The sequence below is a fragment of the Cedecea sp. genome (assembly GCF_036500665.1).
Classification (GTDB): Bacteria; Pseudomonadota; Gammaproteobacteria; order Enterobacterales; family Enterobacteriaceae; genus Cedecea.
Window position 1 is genome coordinate 81,540 of record NZ_DASYBS010000106.1, and the last position, 14,202, is coordinate 95,741.

Annotated in this window: 13 protein-coding genes; 1 reads left to right on the plus strand and 12 read right to left on the minus strand. The window is 52.3% G+C overall.

Annotation, left to right across the window (positions count from 1 at the left end; translation table 11 throughout):
- The 10 genes from VGM55_RS17805 to phoH all read right to left on the minus strand — a co-directional run bounded on the left by VGM55_RS17805 (position 1) and on the right by phoH (position 10,811).
- Positions 1-462, minus strand: coding sequence for a (2Fe-2S)-binding protein (locus VGM55_RS17805; protein ID WP_154187727.1), 462 nt, complete (start codon positions 460-462; stop codon positions 1-3).
- A gap of 12 nt (positions 463-474) precedes the next feature.
- Complete coding sequence (locus tag VGM55_RS17810) at positions 475-3,690, minus strand: molybdopterin cofactor-binding domain-containing protein (RefSeq protein WP_331636181.1); 3,216 nt, start codon at positions 3,688-3,690, stop codon at positions 475-477.
- Positions 3,691-4,036: 346 nt separating this feature from the next.
- Complete coding sequence (locus tag VGM55_RS17815; protein ID WP_154187729.1) at positions 4,037-4,384, minus strand: nitrous oxide-stimulated promoter family protein; 348 nt, start codon at positions 4,382-4,384, stop codon at positions 4,037-4,039.
- A 101-nt stretch (positions 4,385-4,485) separates the two neighbouring features.
- The gene (gene chbG / locus VGM55_RS17820; protein ID WP_331636182.1) at positions 4,486-5,247 is read right to left on the minus strand and encodes a chitin disaccharide deacetylase; all 762 of its coding nucleotides are present in this window, start codon (positions 5,245-5,247) and stop codon (positions 4,486-4,488) included.
- Positions 5,248-5,292: 45 nt separating this feature from the next.
- On the minus strand, positions 5,293-6,636 hold the full coding sequence (locus tag VGM55_RS17825; protein WP_331636183.1) for a 6-phospho-beta-glucosidase: 1,344 nt from the start codon (positions 6,634-6,636) through the stop codon (positions 5,293-5,295).
- 90 nt (positions 6,637-6,726) lie between these two features.
- The gene (gene chbR, locus VGM55_RS17830) at positions 6,727-7,563 is read right to left on the minus strand and encodes a transcriptional regulator ChbR (RefSeq protein WP_154187732.1); all 837 of its coding nucleotides are present in this window, start codon (positions 7,561-7,563) and stop codon (positions 6,727-6,729) included.
- An 11-nt stretch (positions 7,564-7,574) separates the two neighbouring features.
- Positions 7,575-7,925 carry a PTS N,N'-diacetylchitobiose transporter subunit IIA gene (gene chbA / locus VGM55_RS17835; RefSeq protein WP_154187733.1) on the minus strand — a complete coding sequence of 117 codons (351 nt, stop codon included), beginning with the start codon at positions 7,923-7,925 and terminating at the stop codon, positions 7,575-7,577.
- A 57-nt stretch (positions 7,926-7,982) separates the two neighbouring features.
- On the minus strand, positions 7,983-9,341 hold the full coding sequence (chbC, locus tag VGM55_RS17840) for a PTS N,N'-diacetylchitobiose transporter subunit IIC (protein ID WP_154187734.1): 1,359 nt from the start codon (positions 9,339-9,341) through the stop codon (positions 7,983-7,985).
- A gap of 92 nt (positions 9,342-9,433) precedes the next feature.
- Entirely contained in the window at positions 9,434-9,757 is a 324-nt protein-coding gene (locus VGM55_RS17845; protein ID WP_154187735.1) for a PTS sugar transporter subunit IIB, read from the minus strand.
- 265 nt (positions 9,758-10,022) lie between these two features.
- Complete coding sequence (phoH, locus tag VGM55_RS17850; protein WP_016535779.1) at positions 10,023-10,811, minus strand: phosphate starvation-inducible protein PhoH; 789 nt, start codon at positions 10,809-10,811, stop codon at positions 10,023-10,025.
- Positions 10,812-11,456: 645 nt separating this feature from the next.
- Here phoH and VGM55_RS17855 point away from each other — a divergent pair.
- Positions 11,457-11,705 carry a hypothetical protein gene (locus VGM55_RS17855; protein WP_331636184.1) on the plus strand — a complete coding sequence of 83 codons (249 nt, stop codon included), beginning with the start codon at positions 11,457-11,459 and terminating at the stop codon, positions 11,703-11,705.
- Between the two features lie 52 nt (positions 11,706-11,757).
- Here VGM55_RS17855 and efeB read toward each other — a convergent pair whose 3' ends face one another.
- Together efeB and efeO are read right to left on the minus strand one after the other, a co-directional pair.
- On the minus strand, positions 11,758-13,044 hold the full coding sequence (efeB, locus tag VGM55_RS17860; protein ID WP_331636185.1) for an iron uptake transporter deferrochelatase/peroxidase subunit: 1,287 nt from the start codon (positions 13,042-13,044) through the stop codon (positions 11,758-11,760).
- Positions 13,045-13,049: 5 nt separating this feature from the next.
- Positions 13,050-14,174 (minus strand): iron uptake system protein EfeO, encoded by a 1,125-nt coding sequence (gene efeO / locus VGM55_RS17865; protein WP_061277745.1) that lies wholly within the window; start codon positions 14,172-14,174, stop codon positions 13,050-13,052.
- Positions 14,175-14,202: the final 28 nt, after the last annotated feature.

Here is a 14,202-nt window from a genome sequence, read left to right on the forward strand (position 1 = left end):
TCACTGCGCTTTCAGAACAGCTTTAATTGAGGTAATAATCGGCTGGTACCCAGTACAGCGGCAAAGATTCCCTTCTAACGCTTCTTTAAGCTCTTCCTCGCTCGGCGATGGATTAGCATCGAGCAGCGCTTTAGTGCTCATTAGCACACCAGGGGTACAAAAACCGCACTGCACGCCACCGTGGCGAACAAACGCGTTTTGTAGTCGCTTGCCAACCGGATCGTGGTGCAACGCCTCGACCGTGGTGACTTCAGCGCCGTTACACTGCGCGGCAAGCAGCAGGCATGAACATACCGACTTACCGTCCATTATCACGGTACACGCGCCGCACTCCCCGACGGAGCATCCCTCTTTGGTACCGGTCAACCGCAGATCGTCACGCAGAAAATCAATCAGCCGAAGATTGTCCGCAACATCGCGGACAACGCGAATACCATTCACTTTGAGTTCAATATGATGCATGGCAATGGCTCCTTATTTGCTCTGTTCTGTCATCACGTCCTGCAGCATCTGCCGGAACATATCAATAAAAACGGGAATTTTATAAGGCGCGGACCAGCGCCCACCGATCGCTTTTTCGATCAGCAAGTTAAGTACCTGAGCCGCATGCTCTATGGTGGCTAAATTTAAAGGCTGACCGATTAGCGCCTCCTCTACCTCCGTCAAGCGCTGAGGTTTACTCATCAGCGCCCCGTCCACCAGGCGGCAAATTTGCACGAAACCGGCTTTATCGAGGCTGAACTGTCCTGTCAGGCTCTGACGAGTAATGTTCAGGGCATTACGGCGCCCCAGTTGTAAATAACGGCTGATTAATGGCTGCTGCAGAGGCGCAGGAATAATAAATCGCGTGACCAGCTCATCAGGCTTGAGGCAGGTGCGGTAGCCGCCGAGAACAAATTCATTCATCGCCAGGCGGCGGGTGCCGCGCTGACTGCGAAGTTCAACTTCCGCATCATAAATAATCAGGGGCGGCATGGAGTCTGCACAAGGTGCAGCATTGACGATATTGCCGCCAAGCGTTGCCCGATTGCGCAGCTGCAGTGAGCCGACCGTTTTACAGGCCGTGACCAGCAGCGGATAGCGCTGCTGAATGAGAGGATGTTTAACCAGATCGGTGAAGCAAACGCCTGCGCCGATAGAGACACCTCCGTCCAGCGCAATAATGTCTTTCAACTCCGCCAGCCCGGCGATGTTGACCAGCGCGATACCTTCCGATTTCATTCTTGCCTGAATCAGGAGGTCGGTTCCTCCGGCAATCGGCATCGCCTTTTGTTCGGCCAGCAAAGCCAATACCTGCTCGAGTGTTTGCGGAACGACAAGAGAAAGAGAGTTAAGGCGAAGCACCTGTTTTTTATCGCCTGAATCAAGCATCTGTTCACTCTGACGCTCTGGTTTTTTCAGGTTATAGCCAAGCTTCACCTGTTCGAGAGTCAGCGGCAGGATGCGGTTGTGCCGTTCTATAGCGAAGCTAACCGCATTGTTCAAGGCCGCAGCGCCCAGTTCCAGTACCGGCTCACCGATAACCTTTGCGCCCATTGGCCCGGCCTTGTCAAAGTTTTCAACGGCAATAACATCGATATGCGGCATATCTTTAATCGTCGGCAGCAGATAGGTATCAAAGTTTTCCGACTTCACCACACCCTGTTCGGTATTAAAATCTTCCAGCATGCCGTAGCCGATCATCCCCTGCAGTACGCCGCCATAAACCTGTCCGACGAAACCAACCGGGTTAATAACCTTGCCGACGTCGTGGGTGGCCACTACGTTATTGACCGTTACTTTTCCGGTGCGCATATCCACCGCTACATCCGCGACCTGGCAACCGTATACCCAGGTAAAATAGGGGCTGCCACAGCCTTTCTCTTCATCCCAATGAATGTTCGGTGCAACATGCCAGCCGTAAGAGGAAAGGTTCGCGCCGGTGGCTTTTGTCATATCGACAACCTGCTGGAAACTCAGGCTTAACTCAGGGTGATGGCGGTTAAACACTTTCCCCTCACGCCAGATCAGATCGTCAATGCCGCTGGCCTCCAGCGTCCCTTTGATAGACTCTGTCATACGCTGTTTAATCTTATTCGCCGCGCTCAGAATGGCTTGTCCGCCCATCAGCGTACCGCGCGATGCCACCGTAGAACCGCCGTCAGCAATCATCGCCGTTGCCGGTTCACTGAACATCACTCGTTCAAGCCCGATACCGAAAGCTTCAGCAGCAAGCAGCGACATGGTAGTTTGCAATCCTTGCCCGTTCTCTGAGACAGACGTCGAAATATTGATGCTGCCGTCAGCGTTGATCTGCATTAAGGCGGATGAAGCATCCAGACCTTCTGCGCCAAGGGAGCAGCCGCGATGGCTTAACGCGAAGCCAATACCGTAGCGAATCGGGCCACCTTTCGCATTCAGCTGCTGGTAATGCGCTCGTTTAGCCTCATATTCGGCCTTGTTCAGCGATTTCTCCAGCACCTCCCGTGCAGAAACGGTATGTTCGCTGAACACCTGCCCCGCCATACTGGTATCGCCCTGTCTGAGGACATTGCGCAGGCGAAGTTCAACCGGAGACAGCCCCATGAGCTCGGCCACCTCATCCATCAGGGATTCGTTGGCAAAAATGACCTGCGGCGCACCGTACCCTCGGTAGGCGGAGGTGTAATTATTGTTGGTATATACCCCGGTAATATCGACACGCACATTGGGAATGTTGTACGGGCCTGCCGCCTGCACGGAACTGCGCCAGGTTACAAACATCGTCTGGCCTGAATAGCTGCCGCCGTCGGCAATAATATCGATTTTTATCGCCTGGATACGCGCGTCCTCATCAAGCCCAATACGGTACTTCATTTTGTAGGGATGGCGTTTATAGCTCTCACGCATAGACTGTTCGCGGTTATACGAAATCTTGACCGGACGTCCGGTCAGATGTACCAGCAGCGCCGCACGACAGGAGACATTGTCAATAATGTCATCTTTACCGCCAAACGATCCCCCCAGCACCGAGCGCTTGATGTTAACTTTGGCCTGAGGAAGCTTAAGATATTTTGCGATAACATCTCGGGTACGGTGCGCATTCTGAATAGAACCCGCAATGGTCATGATCTGTTCATTATCATCCAGGTAAGCGGTAATCGATTCGGGCTCAATATAGCCATGCTCCTGAAAACCAACCTCGTATTCGCGTTCAAAAATATGCCTGGAAGCGGCAAAGCCTGCGTCAATGTCCCCCTTAACGGTATGATGGTGATTGATAATATTGCTGTCCAGCTCGCTATGGATCAGGCGCGCGCCGGGCTTCATTGCTTCTTCCGGAGAGGTGATCGGTTCCCAGGGTGTATAGCTTACTTTAATCTTATCGACCGCAAGGCAGGCAGCCTCATAGCTCTCGGCAGCCACCACCGCAATGACATCTCCCCGATAGGCAATCTCGTTGTCGATGATTGGCGGATGGTCCTGAATGATTGCGCCTAGCTTCCGCTGCCCGGGGATATCGTCCCAGGTGGCGATTTTCACAACGCCGGGCATCTTTTCAGCTTCTGAGAGATCGACGGAGTCTACGCGGCCCGCGGCGATATCAACATAACGGCATACACCAAATAGCATATCCTTTAGCCTGATATCGTCACCATAAACGGCTTTACCGGTCACCTTAGCAAGACCGTCTACCCGCGGTACTTCATTGCCAACCAGCAATGTATCCATATTGATGTTTCTCCAATGACAGGGAAATATCCCTCATTAAAGCAATGGATGTGCCATTTACCGGGAAAAAATAAATCAAAGATTAAATATGTGAATTCGCGCCAGGAGTAATAAAAAAATACAATAGTAAAAGCGGGTGAAGGCTCGAACGCCGTATCAAAAGGAGATAACTAATATCACAATGATAATTTCACAGGTGATAACAGTTGAGAATAATCATAGGTTTAGAAATATTTCTTATGGCTTCCACCCGTACTGGATTATATTCTGACCGACCACAAAAGATAATAATATTCATTCTCAATGCAAGGTATTTTAATTCCTCTTTCTCCTCCACGATTCATTGTCATTTGGCCTTACGCTGATATTTTTCCGGCAATGGCGGAACCGGGCGGCGATCGTCAATTAAATGAAGCACCGTGAGAATCGGATGGTGGAACAGCATTCGTGGCCCACCCCAACGCATCACCTGCTTCATCTCTTCACGTTTTGCAGGCTGATAGCAGTGGATCGGGCAGTGCTTGCAGGCGGGTTTTTCTTCGCCAAAGGCGCAGCGTTCCAGCCTTTTGGCGGCATACTCATAGAGGCGTTGGTAGTGGCCTGGCTCGGTGCTGGCGGAGGGATTTTGGCGCTCATAGAGAGTGAGCATTTTAGCGATGGTTTGCTTCTCGCGCTGAAGACGTTTTCCGGACATGGGCAGTACCTGGTTGACCGGTAAAACGCACGGCCAATGATTGTCGATAAGATGCAATAATGATACACCTTATCGACAGCGGGCCGAAATGAGAATTGTGGTTAGAGATCGCGGAATGTTCCCAGGCGATAGCCTCGTTCGGCAATAGCGTACTTCAACGCCCCTGAGGTCAGCACCTCGAGCTCTGCAAGACGCGGATAGCAGTAGTTACTTTTCAGCAGCGTATTGTCGACAAATGACGGATGGCACATCACTTCAAGCGAGGCTTCCTGGCGATGAGCAGAGGCATCCACGCTTTCCAGCAGCAGGCTTTCAGATATTGCCTCACCGTAAAATTCGCTGGTAAACCCTTGCGTGGAGCGCACCCCGGCAAGTGAGATATTATCCCGTGCCGCAGCATCACGGTCGACGCGAAGTGGGATCCCTTTTGCGTTAGCAAAAGCCGCAACAATAGGAAAAATTTCAGGGATCATGTGTACGTGGTGATGGCTATCCAGGTGGGTTGGCTCAATACCAAAAATATCAATAAAGCGCTGGTACTGGCTTTCAAGCTCACGCTTTATCTCACCCTGGTCCAGTTCCCCCTGCTCCGCCATCTCCCAGATCCACTTGCCCAGCATACCGGTTCCGCGCGTCAGCACCGGCATGTCGGTAAGCGGCTGACCAAGCGTCAACACAAAGTGCATACCGACACCCAGCCCCGGATACCGTGCGCAAAGCCCGGCTGCGTGTTTAATAGCTTCAGCATTAACCAACGCGGTGGTCGACGTCACCACACCGTGGTGAAACGCTTCGATAATACCGTAGTTTTGTGCCTTACTCAGGCCAAAGTCATCGGCATTAATAATCAGTAAGCGGTCCATAGCATCCCTCTTGAGTGGCCCTCCCCATCCGGGGAGGGCAAGACATTAAGCCAGTTTTTCGATGGTTTTCGCAAAGTTTGGCAGATGCGCTTTGTGGGCAAGCAGCATCTCTTTGGCAATCACCTCTGCATCCTTGTCAGAATGGATGAGCGGGCTGAGGTTCAGCGCCAGCAGCACATCATTAAACTCGCCGCTCAGTGCAGCCTGGCTGGCGGCTACTTCAAAGCCCTTGATGGTATGAATAAGCCCCATAACTTTCTCGTCAAAGTGAGTCACTCGCGGGTGTGGCTTAGCGCCATCCCGGCCAATAATACTGGTCGTCTCGATAGCCCAGTCAGCCGGAATGTTGTCCACATGACCGTTGTGCGGAATGTTAACGTAGTGCTCAGTCTGTTTATCATTGTAGATGGCGCTTATCACTTCGCACGCTGCGTCAGAGTAGTAAGCCCCGCCGCGCAGCTCCAGCTCTTTCGGCTTCACATCCAGATTTGGATCTTTGTACAGTTCGAACAGCTGTTTTTCGACCTTCTGTACCACCGAGGCACGCGCGCCGCCTTTATAGAATTCGCCCATTTCAATGGCCAGCATCTCTTTCTGCTTGAAGTAGTACAGCAGGTAAGAGCACGGCAGCAGGTTCAGGGAACGAATCAGCCCTTCGCTAAACGGCATATCGAAGATGTTTTTCACCGAGTTGGCGCTCAGTTTGCCACTTGCCACCCCATCAAGCAGTTCGGCAAAGCGTGATTCACCGTTCACCAGCACATCTTTGATAAAGACCATATGGTTCAGGCCGAAGAGATCGATACCGAGATCGTCTTCCGGCGTCAGTTTCAGCACGTCGGTAATAAACATCTTCATGCCCACAGGAATGTTGCACACACCGATGAACTTCTTGAAGTTGGTGTGGCGGAATACCGCCTCGGTCACCATGCCGGCCGGGTTGGTGAAGTTGATAACCCAGGCGTCCGGGCAGATTTCCTGTACATCCTTAATGATGTCAAAAATCACTGGAATAGTACGCAGCCCTTTGAACAAGCCGCCCGCGCCGTTGGTTTCCTGGCCGAGGTAGCCGTGGCTCAGCGGAATACGTTCATCAAGTTCACGTGCTTTCAGCTGGCCGACACGCAGCTGGGTAGTCACAAAGTCTGCATCTTTCAGCGCTTCGCGGCGGTCGAGGCTCTTGTGTACCGTCATCGGCACACCGGCGTGCTCAATCATGCGCTGGCAAAGATTGAAAATAATATCCTGCTTCTCTTTACCGGCCTCGACATCCACCAGCCAGAGTTCAGTAATCGGTAATTCATGGTAGCGCTTAATAAAACCTTCAAGTAATTCTGGGGTATAGCTGCTGCCGCCACCGATAGTAACAACTTTTAATTTCTTAGTCATATAGGCTCCCGTACGGCGCCCGGCGCCGTATTTAGAAAATTGAATAAGTTAATAAAAACTCAATATTGACAGTGTTAGTTAACCAGCACCTTAATTAATGCTGTACAATTTCTTCCGATAGCTATTTGGCGTAAAAGAGGTCACTTTCTTAAAGTTCTTAATAAACATGCTGGGGCTGCTGTAACCAGATTCAAAGGCAATATCGGTTACTGAAGCATTAGTAATTTCCAGCTGCTTCTTGGCAAAGTTAATGCGGATTTCATTAATTATCTGCATCGGTGTTTTGCCGTAATAGCGCTGCGTGGCGCGCGTTAAATATTCCTGCGACTTACCCGAAAGCGCGACCATGTTTAATAAGGCCTTATCGCCAAAACGCATTTTGTCATGCATCCCTTCAACGGTGGACTTTAACCACAGCGGAACATCATCCTGAATATCCGACTCTTTATAATGGCGAAGTCGGTTAACGACATAAAAGCTCACCATTTCCAAAAACTCGTTAAATTCACCTTCGCGGAAATTAAACGAGGCAATCACCGACTCCATAAACGTCAGGAATTCATCCTTAATCTGATACACCTGAGAGGCCACCAGATGGGACGGCAGCAGCGGCATATAATGCTGCTCAAAGAACTGCTGGCTGATTCCCACGTTAAACAACCGGGTCGCACCAAACTCGTAAAAACTCTGATGATGGGAACCGACGGGAATAAAGACAAAATCGCCTCGCTCCATCAGCACACGCTTACCGTTAATTTCCTGGTAGTAACGCCCCGTCAGGACGATGGTGAACTCATAGTAGTCATGCTGATGCAGCCCGCTCACGCTCTCTTCTTTGGTGTAGATAAACGCATGGAAACACTTGCCGTTAAACAGCTGGCTTTCACGAACAATGTTAATTTCCATATTGTCTATCTCTGGCTGCATATCCTGACCTTCTACTTATTCACTTTCTCGTGTAACTCAATCAGCTCGGTCACCAACTCACGAGCCAACATCGAGGTCATCAGGTGGTCCTGAGCGTGTACCAGCACCAGACTGACTTTGGTTTTGCCTTCGCCCTGGTCGCCTTCGATGAGCTTAGTTTGCACCAGATGCGCTTCGTTCAGGGCGGTACGCGATTCCCCCATCATCTGCCGCGCGCCTTCAAAATCGCCCTGCTTGGCTTTTTTTAATGCGCCGTAGGCGAGGCTGCGTGCCTGGCCGGAGTTGATGATAAGTCCCATCACCACTTCTTCCAGATCGTCCACTTCAACTTCCGTTTCCACCACGTTATCTAAATCAAACATACTGCTTCTCCCTGGTCACTTTGAAAACGGGGGAGGCTGCCCTCCCCGCGGTTGAAATTAGAACTTAAGTGCGTTTGCGATATCTTCTTCGCTTTCTTCTTCTTCAATAACCGCCTGTGCCTTGTTGGACAGGATAACGAACGGCATGTACACCAGCGTTGCGACACCCAGGTTGAACAGCGCCACCAGCAGTGCAGCGACGCTGCCGTTACTGTTGAAGAAGGCGCCCAGACCGGTAGGCATGGTCCACGGTGCCAGGTTGGTTACCGGCGGGATAATGCCCATGGAGTAAGCAATCAGGGTAATAGCGGCCAGAATCGGCTGTACCGCAACGAACGGGATGAACATTACCGGGTTCATGATGATCGGCAGACCAAACAGAATCGGTTCGTTAATCTGGAAGATGCCTGACGGCAGCGCCAGCTTAGCCACCTGACGATGATCGGCGCGGCGAGAAGCGATAAAGATAGCGATAATCAGACCCAGCGTTGCACCAGAGCCCCCCAGCAGGATGTAGGAGTCGAGCATTGGCTTCGCCCAGAAGTGGAACTGTTTGCCCGCTTCGATAGCGGCTTCTACAGAACCGTACTGCTGGTACAGCGCCACGTTTTCCAGTGCCCATGGGGTCATGATGCCGTTATCCAGCGCGGTAAGCGCCAGAGAACCGTGGACACCGAAGAACCACAGCAGGGAGTTGAAAATTACGTACGCCCAGCCTACCACGCTCCCCATTGACGCCAGCGGAGTCGAAATGGAGTCCATGATGATCTGGTGGAAGTTGCTGCCGTAATGGGACAGCGCCCAGGATATGATCCCAAAGATAGACAGAATCAGGAAGCCTGGAATTAACGCAGAGAATGAACGGGAGACCGAGGTCGGTACGCTGTCCGGCAGGGTAATAACCCAGTTCCGACGCACCACGAAGGTAAACAGTTCAGCGACAACCAGGCCGATAATCATACCGGAAATAATATTCTGGCCGCCTAACCAGTTGGCGCCAACAGCATAGGCTTCACCCACGCTATATGGCGTAACGGTCATAAAGGCAGCAACGGATAATAATCCCGCAGCGAGAGGATCGACCTTCCTTTCTTCAGCTAATGCCATGCCAATGAAAAAAGGCGCCATCAGCGACATTATGCCCAACGTACCGTTGTACACATTGCCGCCGATGGCTTTGAACCCATTAAGGGTTTCAATGGTCTCGGGGTCTAAACGGATGCCTAACGAGTAGAAAAATGAACCTGCGCCGAAGCTCAGGAATACGTTGTTGATCAGAACAAACATTGCCCCGGTTAGGGTTAATGGCATTAATTTAATAAAACCGTTTTTAATGGCATTAACGTGAGGCTGTTTTCCTATTTTTACAGCAAAAGGCAGGAGAACCTTCTCAAGTGAATCAATGACTTTACTCATATTATAAATATCCTTGAAAGCCGTAATTAACATTACGGCTGTAGGTGTAAGTCGCTCTTTGACGGAAAATTAAACAAAACAAAAATAAAAAATTAACTCTCGGCCGCTGCTTTCTTAATTGCTGCCACAGCCGCTTTCAACACACCCAGCCCATCGACTTTACCGTACAGAGCCGAATCGATAACCTCTACAGGCTTGGTGGGCAACAATCTCTTGATATCTGCCTGCATATAGGCAATTTGTGGCCCGAGTAATACCAGGTCCGCATCCTTCCCTTTCTCACTGGCTAAAGCCTCAGAGAAAGCTTCAATTTCTACCGGAACCTCATACTTTTCGGCCTGCGCTCGCATTTTGGTCACTAACAGCGAGGTTGACATCCCAGCGGAGCAGAACAGGTAAATTTTTTTCTTTTGCATAAGTTGTTCCTCAAGTCTCAATACGCTGTAACGGACTTCCGCTACGTATTGTTGCTGTTCCAAAGCGGGTTTGTGGGGCGAGACTATTGTCTCTGCTTGAGGAAAGTATACGGCATGGTTTCAGGTGAGAGATAATTCCTGGGTCTCATAAATTGTCTCTCCTTGACCTGGTGTTATGACCCCCTTCACAGTTTGGCCAAATAATTCGCGCAAATAAAAAAGCCCAAACCGAAGTTTGGGCTTTTCACTAAATTGTTGAAGACCGTCAGTCGTAGGCGTTCAGCGTGCGCTGGCAGAGGGCCGAACGCACACAGTCCTGTTTACCGAAGCGCACAACACCGACCATTTCATCTTCTTCGAAACGGTTTAGTGCATCACTTAAACCGGACGGCACGCCTGCGGGTAAGTCACACTGCGTGATATCGCCATTGACGATAACCGTCACGTTTTCCCCGAGGCGCGTGAGGAACATTTTCATTTGCGCTGCGGTGACATTCTGCGCCTCATCCAGAATAACCACGGCATTTTCAAAAGTACGTCCGCGCATATAGGCGAACGGCGCAATCTCAACCTTACCAATTTCAGGCCGCAGGCAATACTGCATAAAAGACGACCCTAAACGTCGCACCAGGATGTCATACACCGGGCGGAAATACGGGGCGAACTTCTCTGAAATATCACCGGGGAGGAAGCCGAGATCTTCATCGGCCTGCAGCACCGGACGGGTAACGATAATCCTGTCGACATCCTTATGTATCAGGGCCTCAGCGGCTTTCGCTGCGCTGATAAACGTCTTGCCACAGCCGGCTTCGCCGGTAGCAAAAATCAGCTGCTTTTTCTCGATGGCATTAAGGTAGTGCGCCTGAGCTTCATTACGCGCTTCGATAGGTGAATGGTCGCGGCTGTCGCGCGCCATGCCTATTGATTCTACGCCGCTCATCTGCACAAGCGTGGTGACCGATTCCTCTTCACGCTGCCGGTGGCTACGTGAATCCCGTCTCAGCACACGTTTTGCTTCGCGACGAGCTTTGATCACAGCTTTCTGTCTTCCCATGGATGGCACCTTACAGTTGGTTTCATTGCCCGCGCCGTCAGGACAGGCGCGATTATGCTCACTAACGGATGAGGTTTGGCTTCCTTGTAAGCCATTAACTGCCGGTTGAGAGGGTGCATTAAGCGAACGCGAAACGTCGCCTGACGCACCGTTAGGACGCTGATTTGAACCTGAATGGGGAAATTTAGCGGTGAAGATAGCGAAGCCGGAGGAGAGGCCTCCGCGCTGGGTAGTGCGGGTAAAGTGTTTAAGTAACCGTCCAGTACAGGACCCAACCATTCGCGATCTCCGTAGTGATTAAACGTCACAGCAGGGAACTACCGCTCTTGTTTTAAGTACAACAAACATCACCCAAGATGCAACATAAACTTCACTTTTAAGTAACGTTTAATTTTGATCCGCTGCGGCATACCGTTTTCGCACACCAATATTACAGAAATATATCAGCGGGATAGTCATAGGAAATGGCAATGAATAATAAGGAGGGTGAATTGTTAGCAAATGAAAATTTGCATAACCTACTCTGAAAGAATGGCTAAGGTTCCGTTCACTTCCAGTCCTGTTTTATATGCTGCCACCGTGCCTCGCTTTTAACCCGCAACCAAGCTGAACGTTACAGCCGCTTCAAGACTTACAGCCACGCCCTTGTTCCCGGCTCTCATCGCCCCCGGTTATGACCCAACTCAGACGGGGTTGAGCTGTCGGGAACAGCGAAAGAGTGCGATCGTCGGGAACGAATCGCGAACGACCCCGACTGTTTGGGTGATAGCCGGTGGGTTTACCGCTTTAGCGGCGATGAGCTCGCCGGGCGCCAGGGTTGCCAGGGAGATGGCGCTTTCTCCCTGGCACGTTCACCGTTATCTGAACGTGCAGGTGGAAAAGTTTCACGGGTGAACGGAACAATGGTAAGCAACAGATATCCCCTTAAGGAGATCCAAAGCAATCATTACGCCTCCATCATCCCCTGCCCCAGATAATGCTGCTTATCCGGCACGCCGGGCAGCGCGAAGAAATACCCGCCGCCAATCGGCTTCACGTACTCCTCCAGCGCCTCACCGTTCAGCCTGCCCTGCACCGTCAGGAACCCTTTCTCGAGGTCATGCTGGTAGCAAACGAACAACAGCCCCATATCCAGCTGGCCGGATTTGGTCGCGCCGAGTGAATAGCTGTAGCCCCGGCGCATCATCAGGCCCGACTGCGTCTCTTTGGTCCTTGGGTTTGCCAGACGGATATGGGCATCCAGCGCAATCACATTGCCGTCAGGATCGGCGGCATAGTCCGGCACATCGTGCTCATTTTTCATGCCCAGCGGCGCGCCGCTGTGTTTGTCACGCCCGAAAATAGTCTGCTGCTCTTTCAGCGGCGTGCGGTCCCAGGACTCAACGTGGAATTGAATAATGCGCACCGCCTGATAGCTGCCGCCGGTAGCCCAGGCAGGCTCCTGCTGCTGCTTCGTCACCCACACCACGTCATCCATCAGTGGCTTATGATGGCTGTCCGGGTTGGCCGTACCGTCTTTGAAACCCAACAGATTAATCGGCGTTTCTTTGCCACGGCTGCGCGCCGCATGGTTGGAGATAAACCCTTCCCGCCGCCAGCGCACGCTGAGGAGATCGGGCGTATGCTTGATGATGTCGCGCAGCGCGTGGATCACCGTGTCGTTGGTGTTAGCACAAATCTGCAGCAGCAGATCGCCGTGGCACAGGCTGGCATCCAGCGAATCGTTCGGGAAGCGGGTCATTTGCTGTAGCTTTTTCGGCATCTGTTTTTGCAGGCCAAAACGCTCATCAAACAGCGAACTGCCGACGGAGACCGTGATCGTCAGGTTATCCGGGTAGATTTCCGCCCCAAGAATGCCGGAGTCCATCGGCGGCAGCCGTGGATTGGGCGTATCCGGCGCTGGGCCACCGCTGGTCAGGAAGTCAAAACGGGCGGTCAGCAAGCGAAACAGGCGCTCAAGCTCTGCTTTGTCGCTGGCCAGCACGTCAAACGCCACCAGCATCATGGCGGCCTGCTGAGGCGTCAGAATCCCGGCCTGGTGTTCGCCGTACAGCGGCTGGTTTTCCAGGCGACCGTCCGGCGGCAGCGTGCCGGGAGAAGAGGCTGGGTTTGCCGCGTGAGCCGCCATCGGGCAACCGCCGCCCACGGCAAAAGCGCCCCCAAGGGCGCCCAGTGTTTTCAGAAGCTGGCGGCGCGCCGGTTGGTGCGCGCCGGTGTTGTCCTTATCACTCATGATGCTCAGTCCAGACCCATCACGCCACGCAGCTGGGACAGGTCTTCCGCAAGCGTGGTGATTGGCCCTTTCAGCGCTTTGCGATCGTTATCCGTCAGCTTGTCGTAGGTTTCAAACCCGTCTTTGGTACGGTATTTCGCCAGAATGGCGTCAACTTTCTTGAAGTTGGCGTCTATTTTCGCCAGCAGTGCCGGGTTCTCTTTGGTCAGCTGAGGACGCAGCAGGTCAACGATTTTCTGCGCGCCGTCAACGTTCGCCTGGAAGTCCCACAGGTCAGTGTGGCTGTAGCGATCTTCTTCCCCGCTGATTTTGGTGGCCGCCACTTCTTCTATCAGACCGGCAGCGCCGCCAACCACTTTGCTCGGCGGGAAGGCCAGTTCGGAAACTCGGGTCTGCAGATCCAGCACGTCGGCGTTCAGCTTGTCGGCAAACTGCGCGGCGTCTTTGGTGGTGTTATCGCCAAAGAGGATTTTCTCCAGACGGTGGAAGCCGGTGAATTTCGGGTCGTCCGCTTTTTTCTCGAAGTCGTCTTCACGCGCATCGATGCTGCTGTCGAGGTCAGAGAACAGCTCGGCAATCGGTTCAATACGCTCGTAATGCTGGCGGGTTGACGCATACAGGGCTTTGGCTTTCTCTAAATCACCGGCTTTCACCGCGTCGGTAAAGGCTTTGGTGCCTTTCACCAGCTCGGCGACTTCGGCGGTCACGTAGGCTTTGTATTCGGTGATTGGGCCGGTCAGCGCCAGCAGATCGGTTTTAGGCGCTTCCTGCTTACCGGAAGCTTTCACCACCAGCTTGCCTTTCGGGTTGGTCAGCAGGCCGCAGGTCATGTCGTATTCACCCGGCTGCAGGTTGGCGGTCAGCTTCTGGGAGAATCCCGGCGCGATGTTTTCACGCTCTTCCACCACCATCACCCCTTTCAGGATCTCCCATTCCAGCGCTTTCTGGCTGTTGTTTTGGATGATGAACTGGGTCTTCCCGGCATTCACGGTGACGCTCATCGGCTCACACTGTTTATCGGTGACGGTGACTTTTACCTGGGGAATATCCGCCGCCTGTGCGGCAAACGAGGAAGAGACAAGCGCGAGCAGCGCAACGTGCAGTGCCTTCAGACGAAAATGTTTGGTCATGACCTATCCCTATTAAGCAATGAGTAGT

What these genes read in the sequence shown, in the direction of transcription:
- VGM55_RS17845 (WP_154187735.1), bottom strand. Translation starts at nt 9,757, where the DNA reads ATGCAAAAGAAAAAAATTTACCTGTTCTGCTCCGCTGGGATGTCAACC.
- VGM55_RS17825 (WP_331636183.1), bottom strand. Translation starts at nt 6,636, where the DNA reads ATGACTAAGAAATTAAAAGTTGTTACTATCGGTGGCGGCAGCAGCTAT.
- phoH (WP_016535779.1), bottom strand. Translation starts at nt 10,811, where the DNA reads ATGGGAAGACAGAAAGCTGTGATCAAAGCTCGTCGCGAAGCAAAACGT.
- efeO (WP_061277745.1), bottom strand. Translation starts at nt 14,174, where the DNA reads ATGACCAAACATTTTCGTCTGAAGGCACTGCACGTTGCGCTGCTCGCG.
- chbR (WP_154187732.1), bottom strand. Translation starts at nt 7,563, where the DNA reads ATGCAGCCAGAGATAGACAATATGGAAATTAACATTGTTCGTGAAAGC.
- VGM55_RS17815 (WP_154187729.1), bottom strand. Translation starts at nt 4,384, where the DNA reads ATGTCCGGAAAACGTCTTCAGCGCGAGAAGCAAACCATCGCTAAAATG.
- VGM55_RS17805 (WP_154187727.1), bottom strand. Translation starts at nt 462, where the DNA reads ATGCATCATATTGAACTCAAAGTGAATGGTATTCGCGTTGTCCGCGAT.
- chbC (WP_154187734.1), bottom strand. Translation starts at nt 9,341, where the DNA reads ATGAGTAAAGTCATTGATTCACTTGAGAAGGTTCTCCTGCCTTTTGCT.
- chbG (WP_331636182.1), bottom strand. Translation starts at nt 5,247, where the DNA reads ATGGACCGCTTACTGATTATTAATGCCGATGACTTTGGCCTGAGTAAG.
- chbA (WP_154187733.1), bottom strand. Translation starts at nt 7,925, where the DNA reads ATGTTTGATTTAGATAACGTGGTGGAAACGGAAGTTGAAGTGGACGAT.
- efeB (WP_331636185.1), bottom strand. Translation starts at nt 13,044, where the DNA reads ATGAGTGATAAGGACAACACCGGCGCGCACCAACCGGCGCGCCGCCAG.
- VGM55_RS17810 (WP_331636181.1), bottom strand. Translation starts at nt 3,690, where the DNA reads ATGGATACATTGCTGGTTGGCAATGAAGTACCGCGGGTAGACGGTCTT.